General features: G+C 67.4%; 11 protein-coding genes and 1 tRNA gene. 2 read left to right on the forward strand and 10 right to left on the reverse strand.

Annotated elements, in window-relative coordinates; translation table 11 throughout:
* Positions 1 to 56 precede the first annotated feature (56 nt).
* Positions 57 to 1,073, forward strand: a complete 1,017-nt coding sequence (locus B8W69_RS27405) for an FAD/NAD(P)-binding protein (RefSeq protein ID WP_085292837.1) — start codon at positions 57 to 59, stop codon at positions 1,071 to 1,073.
* Positions 1,074 to 1,150: 77 nt separating this feature from the next.
* Here B8W69_RS27405 and B8W69_RS27410 read toward each other — a convergent pair whose 3' ends face one another.
* From B8W69_RS27410 to lipQ, 10 genes are all read right to left on the reverse strand, one after another.
* Entirely contained in the window at positions 1,151 to 1,822 is a 672-nt protein-coding gene (locus B8W69_RS27410; RefSeq protein ID WP_085292825.1) for a DUF8185 domain-containing protein, read from the reverse strand.
* Entirely contained in the window at positions 1,810 to 2,223 is a 414-nt protein-coding gene (locus tag B8W69_RS27415) for an acyl-CoA thioesterase (RefSeq protein WP_064885742.1), read from the reverse strand. Before B8W69_RS27415 ends, B8W69_RS27410 begins: the two co-directional genes overlap by 13 nt.
* Positions 2,220 to 7,070 (reverse strand): NAD-glutamate dehydrogenase, encoded by a 4,851-nt coding sequence (locus B8W69_RS27420; RefSeq protein WP_085292826.1) that lies wholly within the window; start codon positions 7,068 to 7,070, stop codon positions 2,220 to 2,222. Before B8W69_RS27420 ends, B8W69_RS27415 begins: the two co-directional genes overlap by 4 nt.
* A gap of 78 nt (positions 7,071 to 7,148) precedes the next feature.
* Positions 7,149 to 8,825 carry an energy-dependent translational throttle protein EttA gene (ettA, locus tag B8W69_RS27425; protein WP_085292827.1) on the reverse strand — a complete coding sequence of 559 codons (1,677 nt, stop codon included), beginning with the start codon at positions 8,823 to 8,825 and terminating at the stop codon, positions 7,149 to 7,151.
* A gap of 90 nt (positions 8,826 to 8,915) precedes the next feature.
* Positions 8,916 to 9,422 (reverse strand): single-stranded DNA-binding protein, encoded by a 507-nt coding sequence (locus tag B8W69_RS27430; RefSeq protein ID WP_085292828.1) that lies wholly within the window; start codon positions 9,420 to 9,422, stop codon positions 8,916 to 8,918.
* A 118-nt stretch (positions 9,423 to 9,540) separates the two neighbouring features.
* Entirely contained in the window at positions 9,541 to 11,607 is a 2,067-nt protein-coding gene (locus B8W69_RS27435; protein WP_085292829.1) for a bifunctional copper resistance protein CopD/cytochrome c oxidase assembly protein, read from the reverse strand.
* A gap of 28 nt (positions 11,608 to 11,635) precedes the next feature.
* The gene (locus B8W69_RS27440; RefSeq protein WP_085292830.1) at positions 11,636 to 13,990 is read right to left on the reverse strand and encodes a glycerol-3-phosphate 1-O-acyltransferase; all 2,355 of its coding nucleotides are present in this window, start codon (positions 13,988 to 13,990) and stop codon (positions 11,636 to 11,638) included.
* Positions 13,987 to 15,759, reverse strand: coding sequence for an HAD-IB family hydrolase/lysophospholipid acyltransferase family protein (locus B8W69_RS27445; protein ID WP_110882080.1), 1,773 nt, complete (start codon positions 15,757 to 15,759; stop codon positions 13,987 to 13,989). Before B8W69_RS27445 ends, B8W69_RS27440 begins: the two co-directional genes overlap by 4 nt.
* A 47-nt stretch (positions 15,760 to 15,806) precedes the next feature.
* The gene (locus B8W69_RS27450) at positions 15,807 to 17,276 is read right to left on the reverse strand and encodes a WS/DGAT/MGAT family O-acyltransferase (protein ID WP_110882081.1); all 1,470 of its coding nucleotides are present in this window, start codon (positions 17,274 to 17,276) and stop codon (positions 15,807 to 15,809) included.
* 139 nt (positions 17,277 to 17,415) lie between these two features.
* On the reverse strand, positions 17,416 to 18,663 hold the full coding sequence (gene lipQ, locus B8W69_RS27455) for an esterase LipQ (RefSeq protein ID WP_085292832.1): 1,248 nt from the start codon (positions 18,661 to 18,663) through the stop codon (positions 17,416 to 17,418).
* 186 nt (positions 18,664 to 18,849) lie between these two features.
* Here lipQ and B8W69_RS27460 point away from each other — a divergent pair.
* Positions 18,850 to 18,923: transfer RNA gene (locus tag B8W69_RS27460), tRNA-Arg, on the forward strand.
* Positions 18,924 to 19,008 lie beyond the last annotated feature (85 nt).

A 19,008-nucleotide genomic window follows, 5' to 3' on the forward strand; every position in this document is an offset into this window, starting at 1 on the left:
GGGCGTTTCGCGGCGGACTGCTCTATATGTTGTGCATGGCTTCCTACGAGTGGACAGTGATCGGTGCCGGGCCCGCGGGCATCGCAGCGGTGGGAAGGCTGCTGGATCACGGAGTCGCGCCCGACCGGATCGCCTGGGTCGACCCGGCCTTCGCCGCCGGCGACATCGGCCAGAAGTGGCGGTCGGTCTCGAGCAACACCCACGTCGCGCTCTTTTTGGAATACTTCAACGGCTCCAAGGCATTCCACTTCGCCGAGGCACCACCCATGCCGCTCAAGGAGATCGATCCGCAAGAGACCTGTGCGCTCGGCCTGGTCGCCGAACCCCTGGTCTGGATCACCGAGCAGTTGCGTGCGCAGGTCGACACCCTCACGACGACCGCCTCCGCGCTGTTCTTGGAGAACAGGCAGTGGCGGGTCCAGACAAACCAACGCGACATCGTCTCCACGAACGTGATCCTGGCCGTCGGCGCCGATCCCAAAAAACTTTGCCACCCCGGCCTCGACGAGATCCCGGTCGAGGTCGCCCTCGACCCCGAGAAACTCGCCCGGGAACCACTCGAGGGCGCGACGGTCGCCGTGTTCGGCTCGTCGCACTCGTCGATGATCGTGCTGCCGAACCTGCTGCGCCATCCCGTCAAACGCATCGTCAATTTCTACCGGAGCCCACTGAAATATGCTGTTTATCTGGATGATTGGATCCTGTTTGACGACACGGGCCTGAAGGGCCGGGCGGCCGTCTGGGCGCGGGAGAACATCGACGGGGTGCTCCCCGACCGCCTGGAGAGGTGCTGGGTGTCGAGCCCGGAATTCGCCGAGAAATTGGCGCAGTGCGACCGCGTCGTCTACACCGTCGGCTTCGAGCGCCGGAAGTTGCCCGAGACCCCGCAGTGGGGGCAACTGGACTACAACCGCACCAACGGAATCCTGGCCCCCGGCCTGTTCGGGGTCGGCATCGCGTTCCCCCAGTACGCCGAAGACCCGTACGGGTACGGGCAGTATCGCGTGGGTCTGAAGAAATTCATGGACCATCTGGACGCCGTGCTGCCGCTGTGGCTGCTCTACGGCCCGTGATCTGCGTGCCCGAACCCGGCCCGGCGATCGCTTTAACTCAGCCTGATTCGTTCGGAAATCGCCCGCCGCCGGCCGCGTCAGCCCAGCAGCAGCGCGGGATCGCCGCGGCGGCGATACACCGAACCGAACCGGGCGTCGAGACGCAACCACGTCGGCAGTATCCGGACCCGGATCAATTCGTCGGCGTCGACCGCCTCGGGTGACTGCGGCAGAAACCCCATCGCGGTCAACGCGAACACGCAGCGCATCGGCAGCCCGACTTGCACGTCGGGCGCGCTGACCTGAATGACCTCCTGGTCGAGCAATGACACCGGCGGGCCATGAGAACTGCTGTGCTCCCTGGCAAGCTGCGCACCGCGTTGCGCGAGGTCGAGCATCACCCGGGCCGGGATGTCCTCGAGGTGAGTGAAGCCCGATTCCGGCGGCAACGCACCCCGCCACGCCGAATCCATCGCGAAGCCCGGATCGACGTAGCCCGATTCATCCATTGCGGACAGGCCGCGCGCCAGCGCGTCCGCACCCACCGACAGATCGCCGGGCCGCACCTCCCCGACCACCACCCTGCTGGCCAGCACATCGAAACCCGTTGCGACCCAAGCCGTCAGCAGTCCCGGGGATCGAGTCCGGAATCGGATGATCGCTGCGTCGTCGAGCCGCAGCGCGCGTTCGACGAACGCGGCCAGATCCGCGCGGTGGGCGTCCCTGGAGTCGGGGCCCAGCCATAGTCCTCGGTCGGCTACCTGATCCACCGTTGTAGATACTCCCGATGTTGTGGTGAGAGGCGCACCAACCGCTCCTCCTCGATATGCACGGCGGCCAGTTGCGACTCGGCGATGACGGCGGGCTTCGACTCCGGATCCGCGGTGACCGAGCGCACCTCGTAGCCCAGGGTGAAGTCGACAGCCCGCAACCGCTTGGTCCACATGGTCACCTGCAGTGGTGAATCCACCAGCCGAAGCTGACCTTTGTAGGTCACCTTGACCTCGGCGATGAGCAACCCGATGGTCAAGATGTCGACCTCGAACGCCTCACGCAGGAACTGGACCCGCGCTTCCTCCAGGATGGTGACCATGGTGGCGTGGTTGACGTGCTGATACATGTCGATGTCCGACCAGCGCACTGGCACTGGCGCGACGAAGCCGACGCTCAACTTGATGATCCTCTTCCACTGGTACGGGTCATGCGACGGATTTGTCGCGCGGCGACCGACAGCGTAGCGAGATCCTTGTTCCCGCTTTCCTGGATCTCGATGAGCGTGCGGCGCGCCCGCTCGACCCGCGAGGCACTCAGGTGCTCCCACTCGGCGATCTTCTCTTCACCACTTTCGTCCGGCTCCCCCACGGCGAGCACATCGAAGCACAGCGACCGCAGCGAGGCATAGATGTCGTCACGAATCGCCAAGCGCGCCAAGGAGTGCCAGCGGTCCCGTCGGGGCAGTTCCGATACCGCCGTCAAGAGCCCGTCGGTGCCGAGCCGGTCCATGAGCGCGAAGTAGGTGTCGGCGACCTCGGCGGCGTCGATGTCGTTGATGTCACCGATGTCGATGATGTCGAGCAGGCTGAACCGGTAAAGCCCGGCGGCCACCGAATAGGCGAGGTCTTCGGGCGCGCCCTGGGAGGTGAATTCCGCGGCTTCCTTTTCCACGATGGCCTTGTCGTCGCCGCGCAGCCACTCGGACATGCGCGGTGTCAACGCCTGGACCTTGGCGGCGAACCGGTTGATCTCGGCACCGACCGCCAGCGGCTGCGGACGGTAGTTGAGCAGCCAGCGTCCGGCGCGGTCGATCAGCCGCCGGGTGTCCAGCGTGAGCCGATCCGACAGTGCGACCGGCAGATTCGCCGCGCGAATGCGCCGCCACGTCTCTCCGACCCCGAAGATCGCGTCGGTGGCGACGTAGGTGCGCACGGCGTCGACCGACCCGACGCCGACGTCCTCGACGATCCGGAAGGCGTAGCTGATCCCGGCGGCGTCCACCAGGTCGTTGATCAGCATGGTGGTGACGATCTCGCGGCGCAGCTGATGCGTGCGGATCTCCGGAGTGAACCGTTCCCGCAACGGTTTCGGGAAGTACAGGGGCAGCCGGGAGGCGAACACGTCCTGCTCGGTCAGCTCGGTCCCGAGCATCTCCTCCTTGAGCCCCAGCTTCACGTGCGCCATCAGGGTGCACATCTCCGGTGAGGTGAGCCCGATGCCGGCCTCGGCGCGGCGCGCAATCTCCTTCTCCGACGGCAGCGCTTCCAGGTCGCGATGGATGCCGCGCTCGTCGACGAGGTACTGAATCAGCCTGGCGTGCACCGGCAGCAGGCTCGCCGCGTTCGCGCGGCTGGTGCCGATCAGGTCGTTCTGGTCGTCGTTGTCGGTGAGCACCAGCTGCGCGACCTCGTCGGTCATCGACTCCAGCAGCGGTTTGCGCTCCTCCGGCTTGACCTTGCCGGCGGTCACCAGTGAGTCGATCAAGATCTTGATGTTGACCTCGTGGTCCGAGCAGTCCACACCGGCCGAGTTGTCCATCGCATCGGTGTTGATCCGGCCGCCCGCCAAATCGAACTCGACGCGCCCCAGCGCGGTCACCCCGAGGTTGCCGCCCTCGCCGATCACCTTGGCGCGCACCTGACTGCCGTTGACCCGGACCGGATCGTTGGCGCGGTCGCCGACGTCGGCGTCGGATTCGGACTCCGCCTTGATGTAGGTGCCGATGCCGCCGTTGAACAGCAGATCCACCGGCGCCTGCAGGATCGCCTTGATCAGGTTGGGCGGCGTCATCTCGGCGACCCCCTCCTCCGAGCCCTCGATGCCCAGCGCGTCGCGAACCTGGGGGCTGACCGGAATCGCCTTGTGCTCACGGCTGTACACGCCGCCGCCCTCACTGATCAACGACGCGTCGTAGTCTTCCCAGCTGGACCGCGGCAGGTCGAACATCCGCTGGCGTTCCGCCCACGAACGCGCGGCGTCGGGGTCGGGATCCAAGAAGATGTGCCGGTGGTCGAAGGCGGCGAGCAGCCGGATGTGCTTGCTCAGCAGCATGCCGTTGCCGAAGACGTCGCCGCTCATGTCGCCGATTCCGACCACGGTGAAGTCCTCGGTCTGGGTGTCGATGTCCATCTCCCGGAAGTGCCGTTTGACGGCCTCCCACGCGCCCTTGGCGGTGATGCCCATGGCCTTGTGGTCGTAGCCGACCGACCCGCCGGACGCGAACGCGTCACCCAGCCAGAATCCGTAGGACTTCGCGACGTCGTTGGCGATGTCGGAGAAGGTGGCGGTGCCCTTGTCCGCCGCCACCACCAGGTACGCGTCGTCGCCGTCGCGCCGGATGACTTCGGTTGGCGGGCTGACCTTTCCGGTCGCGTGGTCGACGTTGTCGGTGACGTCGAGCAGGCCGGAGATGAACAGCTGATAGCAGGCGACACCCTCGGCGCGGCTGGCGTCGCGGTCGGCGGCGGCATCGCCGGTGGGCAGCGGTGGCCGCTTGAGGACGAATCCGCCCTTGGCGCCCACCGGCACGATGACGGCATTCTTCACCGCCTGCGCCTTGACCAAACCCAGGATCTCCGTGCGGAAGTCGTCCCGCCGGTCCGACCAGCGCAGGCCGCCCCGGGCCACCGGACCGAACCGCAGGTGCACGCCCTCGACCCGGGGCGAGTAGACGAAGATCTCGTATTTGGGGCGCGGCAAGGGCAGCTCGTCAACCAGCTGGGCGTCCAGTTTGATCGCCAACACATTGCGGGCCCGGGCCGAACCCTCGCTCGTGACAAAGTAATTGGTCCGCAGCGTAGCCTGCACCAGCGATGCGAAGGCACGCAGAATGCGGTCGGTGTCCAGGCTCACCAGCGCGTCGATGTCGGCGGCGACCGCCGCGGCGGCGGCCTGCGCATCGCGGCTCGCCGAGGAATCCGCGTCGGGATCGAACAGCGCCTCGAAGAGCGCGACGAGTGATCGCGCGGTCGAGGGATGCTCGTTGAGCACCGACTCGATGTAGGACTGGCTATAGGGAAAGTTCGCCTGCCGCAGGTATTTTGCGTAAGCCCGCAACAGCACGACCTGCTGCCATCGAAGGCCCGCGCGCATCACCAGCTCGTTGAACCGGTCGATCTCGAGCCGACCGTTCCAGATCGCGGTGACCGCATCGGTGAACCGCTCGGCCATTGCGTCGCGCTCCTGCTGTGCCGACGCCAGCCGGATGGTCGGGTGCGGTGAGATCTTGAACTGATAGATCCACACCGGCAGCCCGTCGGAGCGGGTGACCGTGAACGGCCGCTCCTCGAGCACCACCACACCCATGCTCTGCAGCATCGGCAGCAGCTGGCTCAGCGAGGCGGTCCGCCCGCCCAGGAACCAGGTCAGCTGGGCGGTCCCGTCCTCGGCCTCGGCGAACACCAGCTTGACCGAGTTGTCTTGCAGCGCATTGATGATCGCGATGTGATCGATGGCATCGGCGGGGGTGACGGCCTGCTTGTAGACCTCGGAAAAGGCGTCCGCGTAGTACTCGGCGTCGGCGTGCCCCATCGAACCTTCGGCCGCGGCGGCGGCGAGCCGGTCGGTCCAGGTGCGCGCGGCTTCGCTGAGCAGCGCCTGAATGCGGAGCCGGTTGTCTTCGGACACGTCGACCGGCGCGGCGTCCGGGCCATCGGAGGGCAGGCGGACCATGAAATGCATCAGGGCCCACGGTGATTCGCTGACCCGAGCGGTGAATTCCAGCCGGGTGCCGCCGAATTCGTGGACCAGGATGTCCTCGATCTGCAGCCGCACCGCCGTGGTGTAGCGGTCGCGGGGCAGATACACCAGGCAGGACACGAAGTACTGCAGCCGGTCGGCGCGCAGGAACAGCAACGCGTTCCGCTGCGGGCCCAGGTCCACCACCGCTTTGGCCATCGCCAGGAGTCGTTCGGCGCTGAGCGTGAACAGCTCCGAGCGGGGCACGGTCTGGATGACGTCGAGCAGCAGCTGGCCCGGGTGGATCGGGTCGCTGTCGGCCATCGCCAGCGCCTCCCGGACCCGGCGCGAAATCGTCGGGATTTCCAGGACATCGGCGTTCATGGCGGCCACCGTGAACAGCCCGACGAAGCGGTGCTCGATCACGGCGCTGTTCACGTATTCGCGGACCGCGATGGCGTACGGGTAGGCGCCGTAGCGCAGATAGCTGCCCACCACCGATTGCGCGAGCACCAGCAATCTGTCGTCGTCGGTGAGCCGGGGGCGCGAGCCGGTGCGGGTGCGCAGCACGCCGAGCCCGGGTGTCCCGTCGCCGGAGACCTGCCGGTCGTGCACGTGGCAGCGCTGGTAGCCGAGCAGCAGGAAGTTGCCGTTGCCCAGCCAGCGCAGCAGCGCCGCGACGTCGTCGCGGTCCGGCGCCGAGAAGTGGTCGTCGGCGTTGGCTTCAACCTGCGCGGCCAGATCGTTCAGCGCCGCGATCAAGGCCGTCGCGTCGCTGGCGACCTGTTGCACGTCGGCCAGCACCTTGGGCAGCAGCCGTTCGACCTCGGTGAGTCCCTTGCTGTCGACCGACGGCAGCAGCTGCACGTGGATCCACGCCTCGCCGGCATATTGCGATGTGCCTTCGGCTTTCGCCTCGACGCGAAGCAGGTCACCCTCGGGGCTGCGCTGCACTTCGAACACCGGCGTCATGATGGCCGTGTACGGGACGCCGAGCCGGTGCAGCAGCACGGTGACCGAATCCATCAGCATGCCGCCGTGATCGGTGACGACCTGCAGGGCGGGCCCGAAGCCGGCGGGGTCTTCGGCCGGGTACACCGCGACACGGCTTTCGCCGGCGGGCCGGTGCAGGCCGAGGCGATAGTGCGCGCTCAGCACGGCCGGAGTCACGATCGCCGCCGGCAGGGTCAGATCGATGGGCCTGGTCTCCGCGCCCCCCGGCTCGTCGCTGTGCGGGCCGCGATAGCTGTCTACGTAGGCCCTCGAAATCCATTCGGGGATATCCTGCTGCCGGGTGAAGGTCGTCCACGGCTCGAGATCTTCTCTGGCTCCGGGATCGATCGTCATGCCGATAGCTCCCAACTGGCGACGGTTGTCAGTGCGCTCGGTCGCCCCGTTGCCTGGCGGCGCGGGGCAGAGCTGACACTAGTCGCGCGTTAGCTTGCGGTGGGTCACTCTATGCGGCCGTGCCGCTTCGGCGCCGAGGCGTTCGATCTTGTTCTCCTCGTATGCACCGAAGTTGCCCTCGAACCAGAACCACTTGGCCTCGTTGTCGTCGTCACCTTCCCAGGCCAGGATGTGCGTGCAGGTGCGGTCAAGGAACCACCGGTCGTGCGAGATCACCACCGCGCAGCCGGGGAATTGCTCGAGGGCGTTCTCCAGCGAACTGAGCGTCTCGACGTCGAGGTCGTTGGTGGGCTCGTCGAGCAGGATGAGGTTTCCGCCCTGTTTGAGCGTCAGCGCGAGGTTGAGCCTGTTGCGCTCGCCACCGGAGAGGACGCCGGCCGGCTTCTGCTGGTCCGGTCCCTTGAACCCGAACGCCGACACGTAGGCCCGCGACGGCACCTCGGTCTGGCCGACGACGATGTGGTCCAGCCCGTCGGAGACGACTTCCCACACGTTCTTTTTGGGATCGATTCCGGCGCGGGTCTGGTCGACATAGCTGAGCTTGACGGTCTCGCCGACCTTTACCGTGCCGCTGTCCGGCTGCTCGAGCCCAACGATGGTTTTGAACAGCGTGGTCTTCCCGACGCCGTTGGGGCCGATGACGCCGACGATGCCGTTGCGCGGCAGGGTGAAGGACAGGTCCTTGATCAGGGTGCGGCCGTCGTAGCCCTTGTCGAGATGGTCGACCTCGACCACCACACTGCCCAGCCGCGGGCCGACCGGGATCTGGATCTCCTCGAAGTCGAGCTTGCGCGTCTTCTCGGCCTCGGCGGCCATCTCCTCGTAGCGCTGCAGGCGCGCCTTGCCCTTGGCCTGGCGCGCCTTGGCGCCGGAGCGCACCCACGCCAGCTCCTCGGCCAACCGCTTCTGCAGCTTGGCGTCCTTGCGGCCCTGCACCGCGATCCGCTCGGCCTTCTTCTCCAGGTACGTGGAGTAGTTGCCCTCGTAGGGGTAGGCGCGGCCGCGGTCCAGCTCCAGGATCCATTCGGCGACGTTGTCCAGGAAGTACCGGTCGTGGGTGACCGCCAGGATCGCGCCCGCGTAGGAAGCGAGGTGCTGCTCGAGCCACTGCACGCTCTCGGCGTCCAGGTGGTTGGTGGGCTCGTCGAGCAGCAGCAGGTCGGGCTTGGACAGCAGCAGCTTGCACAGCGCGACGCGGCGGCGTTCACCACCGGACAGGTTGGTCACCGGCTCGTCGGGCGGCGGGCAGCGCAGCGCATCCATGGCCTGCTCCAGCTGCGAATCGAGGTCCCACGCGTCGGCGTGGTCCAGATCCTCCTGCAGCCGGCCCATCTCCTCCATCAGCTCATCGGAGTAGTCGGTGGCCATCAACTCGGCGACCTCGTTGAAGCGATCGAGCTTGACCTTGATCTCGCCCAGGCCTTCTTCGACGTTGCCCCGAACGGTCTTCTCCTCGTTCAGCGGGGGCTCCTGCAGCAGGATGCCGACGGTCGCGTCGTTGGCCAAGAAGGCGTCACCGTTATTCGGCTTGTCCAAGCCCGCCATGATCCGCAAGACGCTCGACTTGCCGGCGCCGTTGGGGCCGACGACACCGATCTTGGCGCCTGGATAGAAGCTCAACGTGACGTCGTCCAGGATCACCTTGTCGCCGTGCGCCTTGCGGACCTTTTTCATCGTGTAGATGAACTCAGCCATGCCGCGGTTATGCCTTTCTGGTTTGCAGAGTGATCTCGCGGACCATCCTAGGCATCGCCCGCCAGGGGCAGGCCCCGCGCCCGACCGGGGTCAGGCGGAAATGGACAGCGAGGCCTCGTCGGCGGTCCCATCACCCGTGCCGGCCGGATCGTCGCCGACCTGCGGGTCCTCGTTACTAACGTCGACAAAGTCGACGGGAGTTCCCGGGGCCGCGCTGCCCTGCTCGGCGTTGGGGCCGGTGTAGCCGGGCTTCTCGATGCGCACGATGACGCGGGACAGATCCGGCCCGACCGCGGTCGCCCGCATCTCCACCGACGAGCGGCGGTTACCGTCGCGGTCCTCGTATTCGCTGGTGTACACGTGACCAACCACGATCACCGGCGCGCCTTTGCCCAGCGCGGCGCCCACCCCGGTGACCAGCTTTCCCCAGCAGTTGACCGTGACGAACAGCGAGTGCCCGTGCTCCCAGCCGCCGTTATCGGTGCGGCGGCGCGAATTGCTGGCCACCCGGAACTTGATGACCTCCTGATCGCCTACCTTGCGACGGGCGGGGTCGTTGACGATGTGACCGACGACGGTAAGCGGGGTTTCGAACATGGGTTGGTCCCTTCTCGATTGCGTTGGCTATGGCTGCCAGTAGGCGCGGCGCCACCGACGAACGCCGTGGACCAACCCGCAAATCGGCCGTCGCTGTGGAAGAAACTCCGACTGTGGATCAGTCGGGATCGGCGGGGGCCTGGCCGGCCCGCTTGGGCGTATCGCCCTGCGCCAGCTGTGCCAGCATCGCGTTGTAGGCGACCAGCTCGGCGTCATCGTCGCGGTCGGCGGCCCGGTCCAGCCGCTTGGCGGTGCGGCGATCGCTGCGCGCCCACTGGATCAGCAGCGCGAGCATCACGATCACCAGGGGGAACTCCCCCGCCGACCAGGCGATGCCCCCGCCCAGGTGCTGATCGCCCAGCAGATCCGTGTGCCAGCTCAGGCCGAGGGAGCGGTAATAGTCGGCGCCGAGCACCTTCTTGGTGCCCATCAGCACCACCCCGAAGAAGGCGTGCAGCGGCAGCGACGCGAACACCACGGCCACCTTGGCCAGCGGCGGTATCGGTCGCGGCGTCGGGTCCACCCCGATCACCACCCAATAGAACAGGTAGCCGCTCAGCAGAAAGTGCACGTTCATCGCCAGATGCCCGGCGTGGCTGCTCGCGGTGGTGTCGAAGAGGTTCGACAGGTACAGCCCATAGAACCCGGCGACGAACAGCAGGGTGGCCACCACCGGGTTGGTGAGGAATCGGGAGACGCGGCTGTGCAGCGCGGCCAACAGCCACTCCCGCATGCCCGGCGGATCGTCACGGCCGGCCGCGGGCAGCGCCCGCAGCGCCAGGGTGACCGGGGCACCCAGCACCAGCAGGATCGGGATCAGCATCGACAGGCACATGTGGACCACCATGTGCATGCTGAACATCGCCGGCATGTAGCGCCCCACGCCCGACGACGTCGCGAACAGCAACACCAGGCAGCCGAGCAGCCAGGAAACGGTCCGACCCGGCGGCCAGGTGTCGCCGCGCCGGCGCAGCCGCACCAGCGCCGCCAGATAGAGCGCGGCGAAGACGAGGGCGGCGGAGCCGAAGATCAGATCGAAGCGCCAGTCGAACAGGATGCGCGCCACGGTGGGCGGCCCGTCGAAGTCGTAACCGATCTCGGCTTCGGGGATCGACGGCAGCCGGGCCGGCGGTGGCGGCGGCGGGGTGCGGCCCAGCCCGACGGCGATGCCGAAGGTGAGACCGAAAATGGCGGCCTCGATCAGGGTCAGCCGCAGCAGCGCACCCCGTGCGCGTGCCGGAGTCGGATCCGCTTGCAGCGCAGCCACACTCACGCGCCGCTGGCGCCAGCCGAGCCCGCCCAGCAGGCACAGCGCGACGAACTTGGCGGTGACCAGCCGGCCGTAGTCGGTGCTGAACAGGTCGGACGGCTGCACGCGCACCAGGGCGTTGACCACTCCGCTCACCGCCATCGCGACCCAACACCACAGCGCGATCATCGAGAAACGCCGCGCGGCCAGCCCGAGGTGACCACCTCCGCGCAGGGCGTGGGCCAGCAGGGCGAGCAGGCCACCGGCCCACAGGCTGGCGGCGACGAGGTGGATCAGCAGGCCGTTGGTGGCCAGGTCGTGCGAACCGCCGGCCGACGAATGCCCCGTCAGGCCCAGCGGAATCAGCGTCATCACCGACGCGACGGCCAGCACCGGCGTCCACGACCAGCGCAGCACCGACAGGCTCGCCAGCGTGATCACCGCAGCCATGATCGCGGTCCAGCGCCAGGCCGAGGCGTTGGTGATCAGGCCCGCCAGTGACCACATCCGCATCGGGGGGATGTCGGCGATGGGATGGCCGGACACGTCGGAGATGGTCAGCGGGACCAGCAGGGCGGCGCACACCGCCCACACCCCCGACGCCACCGTCCCGAGCCGAAGGGCCCGGTAGCCGTCGGCGTCGAGAACGCCGTTGCGCTGCGGCGGCACCAGGAACGCGGCGAACAGGAATGACCCGACCGCGAGCACGGCGGCGATCTCACCCGCGGCGCGGACGAACGGCAGCCCGAGCGTGGTCACCTGGCCCGGGTCGGGCAGGCCGGTCACGGTCAGCGCGCTGGCCAGTGAAAGCATCCCGATGCCGGCGGCCGTGCAGCCCGCGAGCACCGCGACGCCGGCCAGCACCGGCCACACCAGCACGCGGCGCTGGGTGGCGGCCTCGGTCCGGGCCTTGCCGGCCGGCGGGGCGACGGTCATACGTCCAGGGTATGGGCGGGCCCGCCGGCTACAGAGTCTGGCTGTCCAGAAGGTCCTGGCGCGCCTTGGCTTCGCGGGCCACGAACTGATCGCGCGCGATCTGGCCGACGTAGTTGAAGTCTTGCAGGATGTCGCGCAGCTCTTGCAGGAAAGCGCCGCGCCTGTCGGCCAGGTCCGGGGCGGACGCGATCAGGTTTTGATCCTCGACGACCTGGCGCGCGGTGGCGAACAGCAGCGTCGACACTGATTCGCTGCTGCGGATCCGGGTCTGCGCCACATACTGTCGGCCGACGCCCAGCGCCAGGTCGGTCAGTTCCTTTTGTCCGATGTCGGCGGGCGCGTCACGCAGCACGTCGGCGACGATCTCGTAGGCCTCGAAGAACACCCGTAGCATCGCATCCGCCATCAGCGGACGCTTGGCGAACAACAGCGCGTGGATCTCGTCGCCTCCGGCGGACACGTGGGCTGCCCAATTGTTGTGCCACGCCATCTCTTCGGCGATGTTGTTCCGGAAGGTCGCCGAGTCGGCGAAATAGAAGTCGAACTTCAGCAGATCGCGCAGCCGCATCGCCTGGGCCCAGAAAGCCTCCATGCGGTCGCCGTCGGCGTGGCGGGCATGGGCCAGCGCGAGTTCGACGATCGAGGTCTCCAGGAAGGCGTGGATCACCGAGTTGCGGTAGAAGGCCGCGGCATGCTGCTCGTCGGGCGCGATGCGCCACACCGGTTCCCGGCCGCCGTCGACCCGGGTGATGGGGTGTCCGTTGGACAGCGCGTCGACCGCCGCGCGCACCCCGTCGTGCGTGCGCAGCCGCAACGCGCTGGTGGACATCGGGTTTTGTTTGCGTTCCAGGTAATCCAGCGAGTCCTGCAGGGTGTGGTGCAGTTGGCCGAGCGTCAACGCCGCACCGCGGGTGGTCAGCAGTAGCGCGCACACCAGGCCTGTCGCCGTCACCGGCGTCGCCTGCAGGATCCGCCAGGCGACCTCGAACGACATTTTCTGTAGCGCAAGCCTTTTGGCGTCCGGGTCCTGCGTCAGCGGGCCGTGCGGGGCGCCCAGGTACTGGCGCATCGACACGGCTTCGGGGAATCGGACGTAGATCTTGCCGTAGTTGCGCTCGCCCTGCGCGCGGATGAAGTTGTACAGCCAGCCGACGCCCTCGGGCGTCTTCTCGCCGCCGCGGGCGTAGGCGGCGTATTCGGCGGTCTCGTGCAGCTGGTCAAAGCTGATCGAGACCGGTTGCAGCAGAATGTCTTCGCTGCGGCCGTCCAGGTAGGCGTCGGCGACGTAGGCCAGCAGGCCCAGCTTGGGTGGCAGCATCTTTCCGGTGCGCGACCGGGTGCCCTCGATGGACCAGCTCAGGTTGAATCGCTTTTCGACGATGTAGCCGACGTATTCGCGCAGCACGTACTTGTAGAGCTTGTCGTTGCCGATGTTGCGGCGGATGAAGATGACACCGGAGCGTCGCAGCAGGGGGCCCATCGCGCCGAACGACAGGTTGATGCCGGCGAACACGTGCACCGGCGGTAACCTGTTCTGCTGCATGGCGACCGGCACCACCGCGCCGTCGATGTAGGACCGGTGCGAGAACAACAGCACCGCCGGGTGCGCTTCCAGGCCGGCCCGCATCGCCGCGACCTGGTAGCCGTCGTAGTCGATCTCGGGATCGAATCCGCGGCTGAGCATCCTGCCGAGAACCCCGACGAGGTCAACCGAGGCCCGGCTCCACCCGGTGGCGAGTTCGTCGAGCATCTTTCCGGCCTCGTCGACGGTGGCGCCGGGAATCTTGGCCAGGCCCGCGCGAAACCGGTTGGAGGCCAATATCTCCGGCTTCACCAGCCGCGGTGACTTGTACTGCGGTCCGAGGATCCGGTACTCGACCCGCTCCATCGCCAAGATGGCCCGGCGGATCACGAATTGAGCGAAGTCGTACTTGTCTTCCCCGACCGTGGTGTCTTGCCATTGCCGGCGCAACTCGGAGACGGTGGCCGCTTCACCGGCCACCACCCGCGCGCGCTGGGGGGCGGTCCGCACGATCCGTTCTTGCAGACGTTGGTTGGGGTGGTAGGGATCCCGGCCGGGGAGCAGCCCGGCCAGCTTGGCCACCCGGCCACGGTCTGCCTCGGGCAGCCAGAACACCCGCACCGGCACGATCGAACGGTCTTCCCCGGATTCGAGCTGTTCGGCCAAGGCCGTCATCGCTTCCGGCGGCGCGTCGAGCGAGGGCAGTTTCACCAGACCGAAGTTCGCTGCCGGATGGCCGGTGCGCTGTTGATCCATCCATGCCGTCACCAGTTTCATCTCGACCGGCGAGGCCATCGACGCCAATACCAGCGAGTCTCTTCCGGCAAGGACCGCGCTGCTATCCGCGGCCGGTTCGGTCACGGATGCCCTCGGGGCGCCGATTCCGGTGGCTCGGAGTTGATAGCCGCGGCGGCGGGTCGTTGCGCCTCACCGTCTTTGAGCGCGGCCTGGGATTCGTGGGGGTTTGCCTTGGGCGGCTTCGGTTTTGAAGCAGCCTTCTTTGCCGGCGCCTTCTTGGCCGGGGTCTTCTTTGCCGGGGTCTTCTTTGCCGGGGTCTTCTTTGCCGGGGTCTTCTTTGCCGGGGCCTTCTTTGCCGCCGCCTTCTTGGCGGGTGCCTTCTTGGCCGGTGCTTTGGCGGTCCGGCTCTGCGCCTTATCCGCCGCCTTCTTCTCGGCGTACAGGTCGACCTCGGGCAGTTCGTCGACGGGCCAGTGGGCCAGCGTGTCCAAATACAGCTGACGCACCTCGGCGATGCGCTCCGGCAGCGTGTCAAGCGTCCAGTCCTGCACCGAAATCGGCGGAAAGACCGCGACGTCGACGGTGCCCGGGTTGACGACGGCCGAGTTCCGGGCCGCGACGAGTTCGGCGTTGCGGATCACGATCGGGACAATCGGAATACCCGCGGCCATCGCGAGACGGAATGGCCCTTTCTTGAACGGACCGACCTCGGTGGTGTCCAGCCGGGTGCCCTCTGGAGCCATCACGATGGAAAGTCCGTTCTTGGCTCTCTCTTCGACCGTACGCATCGTCTCCAGCGCTGAGGCCGAATCGTCTCGGTCGATGAACACACCGTCCAGTGCCTTCCCGAGCAGGGCCATGACCGGATTCTTCTGCAGTTCCTTCTTGGCCACGGCAACCCAGTTGTCGTTCACCAGCGCACCAGCGATTACCGGGTCAACCTGATTGCGGTGGTTGTAGATGAACACGGCCGGACGTTGGGCCCTTAAGTTCTCTTTCCCGATGACATTGAGACGTACTCCGGTGGTCGCGAGCACCGTTTGGGAAAAGATCGACGTAAAGAAATTTGCCCCCCGCCGCCGGCTGCCGGTCAACACACCCATTGCCACTGCGCCGGCCCCGACCGGCACGATCGAGCCGAGTCCGGCAAGTGTGCGCACCTGCCGTCGCAGACCGACGGGGCCACGGCTGCTGAATCTCAGGATCGGCCAACCGCGACGCTTGGCCACCGCGGCCATCTTGCCTTCGGGGTTGGTAGGCCGCGGGTTGCCGACCAGATACATCAGGGCGACGTCCTCATCGCCGTCGGCGTAGAAGTAGCTGTCCTTGAGATCGATGTCGTGCTCGGCGGCAAAGCGTTGTACCGCAGCGGCTTTGCCGGGACCCCAGAGGATCGGCTTCGCGACGGCGCCGGTGAGCATGCCGTCCTCGGTGGTCTCGAACTTATTGGTGAGCATGTTGGGAATGCCGAGGAAACGCGCCACCGGGTTGACCTGGATGGTGAGCGCCGACGAGCTGAGCACCACGGTGTGACCGCGGGCCATGTGGGCGCGCACCAGCTCGCGCATCTCCGGGTAGATCCGTGACTCGATCCGCTGGACGAACAGCCGCTCACCGATCTCCTCCAGGTCGTCGAGCAGTCGCCCGGTGAGCGCCGCGGCGGCCTTACCGATGAGGTCCTCGAACTCGATGCGACCCAGGGTGTGGCTCAGGCCGGCCTGCACCATGCCGAGCAGCTCCCCCACGCCCATGTCGCGGCGCAGCAGCCGCTCCTGGGTCAAGATGACGGCGGTGAATCCGGCGACGAGCGTGCCGTCCAAGTCGAAGAACGCTCCGACCTTGGGGCCGACGGGGCTGGCCATGATCTCGGCCACCGAGCCGGGCAGCCGCATGTCCTGCCCTGGAGTTTCGCCCTTATCCCGCTGCTCGTTCGAGGCGCTCACGAGCCCGCCACCGATCGGGTGCACACGGCCGGCTCGGCGAACGAGGCGGGCACGGCGCGCGGTGGTGGGTCACCGGCCAGCGCCAGAATCTCGTCGAAGCCGTCCAGCAGGCATTGGGCGAACAACGCCTCGTTTCGCACCGAGGCCTTGTCGTAGCGCACGGTGATGGTGCACCATCCGCCCCGCGAAATCAGCACCACCATCATCGCCACTCCCGGCAATGGACCGATACCGTACTGCCGCAAGATTTTTGCGCCGGCGAGGTAGGTGTCGCCCGGGAAGACCGGGACGTTGCTGGCCTGCACGTCGGAGCCGATCACCGAGCCGGTGATCCCTTCCAGCACCGCGGTGGGCAACACGCTGAGCACCGGCGCCATCGAACCGATGATGTTCATCGCGGGCTCGTCGCGGCGCTGCGTCATCTGGGCGCGAATCTTCTTCATCCGGGAGACCGGGTCGGCGGTGCCGATCGGCGCGGCCAGGTTGACGCCGGTGAACCGGTTGCCGCCGGCGGTATCCGCTTCGGCCCGCAGGCTGACCGGCACTGCCATCGGCAGCGTGCTGATCGGCACGCCGTACGCCTGGTGGTAGCGGCGCAAGGCGCCGCAGAGCCCGGCGAGGTACGCGTCGTTGATCGACCCGCCGCCGGCCTTCGCCGCCTTGTGCAGGTCGGCGAGCGGGATATCGATCGCCTCGCTGCGGGTGGCCAGGCTGCGCCGCCGCAGCAGCGGCGACGGCTCGGCGGCCCGGTTGAGCACCCGCATGCCCGACATGGCGTACCCGACGATCCCGGACACGGTGGCCGTCGGTTCCAGGACCGCCCGCCCGGCGGCCGAGACCGCGCCGGACAGCGCGTTCATAACGCCGCCGACGACGGCGAAAGGCAGGTGGTTAATGCCCTGGCGCATCAGATCATTGGACGTCAGGTCCTGCGGGACGGGCAGCGGCAGTGCCGGCTTGGGCGGCGGATTGCGCTCGAGGTCATAGATCTCGGCGAACATCTGGACCCCACCCACCCCGTCGGTGACGGCGTGACTGACATGCAGCAGCGTCGCGGCCTGGCCGTCGGCCAGACCCTCGACCAGGGTGGCCGTCCACAGCGGCCGCGAGATGTCCATCGGCGACTGCAGGGTGACCTCGGCGAGATCGAATACCTCACGCAGCGTGCCGGGTTCGGCGACCCGCACGCGGCGCACGTGGAAATCCAGGTTGAAGTCGGGGTCGACGACCCAGCGCGGCGACGCAGTCGGCAGGGTCGGCACGACGACCTTTTGCCGCAGCCGCAATACGCGTCGCGAGGCGCTTTCGAATCGGGCGCGGAATTGTTCCCAGTCCGGCGTGCAGTCCAGGAGCTCCAGCGCCATGATCCCGGACCGGGTGCGGGGATTCGCCTCTCCCCTGTGCAGTAGGTAGTCGACCGGCCCGAGCTCGTCGGACAACTTAATCGCCTCGACCGACTCAGTCATGGTCATCAGCTCGACGCGCCAACGTTGTCACCGTCGATCAAGCCTCCTGCCTTTGGACCCCACCAACCCCAATGGTCTACACAACGCTAGTCGGGTTACCGCGCTGGTGAAAGGAGCGGCAGGTTCCTGGGCGGAGGGCTCAGCTGGCCGAAGTGGCCGACAAGGGCAGCGAATCCAGCAGCGAGCTGACGCGCCGCCCGTACACCACCCCGAGGAAATCGGCGACGGCGTCAGCTGCGAGCCGCGATCGAACCGTCGGGGTGATGTCGAAAGCGTGGTGCGCGTTGCCGAGTTCGGCGTGGGCCACCGTGGCCGCCCCGGCCGCGCGCAGCGCCGCGCAGAACGCCCGAGCCTGGCCGCTGGGCACCAATTCGTCCTTCACGCCGTGCAGCACGAAGAAGGGGGGCGCGTCCCTGTGCACGTAGGAAACCGGCGACGCCCCCGTGAAGCGCTCGGGCTCGTCGGCGTAGCGGGCCTTCATGACGAACTGTTCGAGGAACGGCAGCATCAGCGGGTGCATGTTCTCGAAGTCGGTGAAGTCGTAGACGCCGTAATAGGGCGCCACCGCTTGCACGGCGGTGTCCGCGTCTTCGAAGCCCGGTTGGAAGGTGGGGTCGTTCGGGGTGAGCGCCGCCAGGGAGGCCAGGTGCCCGCCCGCCGAGCCGCCGGTGATCGCGATGAAGTCGGGGTCGCCGCCGTAGTCGGCGATGTTCTCCCGCACCCAGGCGATTGCCCTTTTCACGTCGATCAGGTGCGCGGGGAAGGTGGCGCGCGGGCTCTTGCTGTAGTCGATCGAGACGCAGATCCAGCCGAGTTGAACCATTCGGCTCATCAGCGTGTAGGCCTGCGGGCGCCTGCCGTTCAGCGTCCACGCCCCGCCCGGCACCTGGATCAGCACCGGCGCCCGGCACCCGGGGGCCAGGTCATCGCGTCGCCAGATGTCGAGCAGGTGGTCGCGTGCGCTCGGTCCGTAGGAGATGTCGGAAGTCTGCGCGGCATACCGGCGGTGCGGCCCGGGGCGGCCCAACAGGCGTCCGCGCGGGGCGCGCAGCGCCCCGACGGCGGCGGGATGACACACCTGCTCACCGAACTCGGGGCCGAAGGCCTCCTCCAGCGCCGTGGTGAGGGTCTTGTCCGCCCGCTGGGCGGCCAGTGTCTTGCCGACCCGGCCGACGGACGGGTGCGAGACCCGCGACAGCGCGTGCCCGGTCACGACGTGCGGGGGAAACTCGGTGAACAGCCAACCGGCCAAGCAGCCCAGCGCGAACGGCCCGCCGCGTAGCACCAGGTTGCCGAGCTGATAGACGTCCCGGGCTTCGGCCGCCAGGCGTGCCGCCTGGGCGCCCGCCCACCCGCAGCGCGAAGACTGATTACTGGCCACGCTCATTGCAACGTCACCTCTCGACGTTATGCACACGCATCGTCGCGGTTAACGGCCGATGGCCGGCCGGTTTTGTACGTGTGTCGAGGGTCCTGACGATAACCGATAAACGCGGCGCGGGAAGGGTTTTCATGCGCGTGGCGGCGCGAAGCGGATCACCCGGCTGCGGTTGGATAGACTGACCTGCGCATTGCCTCCGTAGCTCAGGTGGATAGAGCAAGGGCCTTCTAATCCCTAGGTCGCACGTTCGAGTCGTGCCGGGGGCACCGGGCTGGTGTATGACCTCGGTTGATGCTTGACATTTTGTCTTCGGGTGATGGCTGACAGTGTTTCGGTTGATGGTTGACAGTT

Source organism: Mycolicibacterium vulneris, assembly GCF_002104765.1.
GTDB classification, from domain to species: Bacteria; Actinomycetota; Actinomycetes; order Mycobacteriales; family Mycobacteriaceae; genus Mycobacterium; species Mycobacterium vulneris.

Coding starts and splice junctions, on each gene's coding strand:
- B8W69_RS27420 (WP_085292826.1), bottom strand. CDS start 7,070: ATGACGATCGATCCCGGAGCCAGAGAAGATCTCGAGCCGTGGACGACC.
- ettA (WP_085292827.1), bottom strand. CDS start 8,825: ATGGCTGAGTTCATCTACACGATGAAAAAGGTCCGCAAGGCGCACGGC.
- B8W69_RS27430 (WP_085292828.1), bottom strand. CDS start 9,422: ATGTTCGAAACCCCGCTTACCGTCGTCGGTCACATCGTCAACGACCCC.
- B8W69_RS27435 (WP_085292829.1), bottom strand. CDS start 11,607: ATGACCGTCGCCCCGCCGGCCGGCAAGGCCCGGACCGAGGCCGCCACC.
- B8W69_RS27445 (WP_110882080.1), bottom strand. CDS start 15,759: ATGCGGCTGCCCGGCTCGGTGGCCGAGATCATGGCCAGCCCCGTCGGC.
- B8W69_RS27450 (WP_110882081.1), bottom strand. CDS start 17,276: ATGACTGAGTCGGTCGAGGCGATTAAGTTGTCCGACGAGCTCGGGCCG.
- lipQ (WP_085292832.1), bottom strand. CDS start 18,663: ATGAGCGTGGCCAGTAATCAGTCTTCGCGCTGCGGGTGGGCGGGCGCC.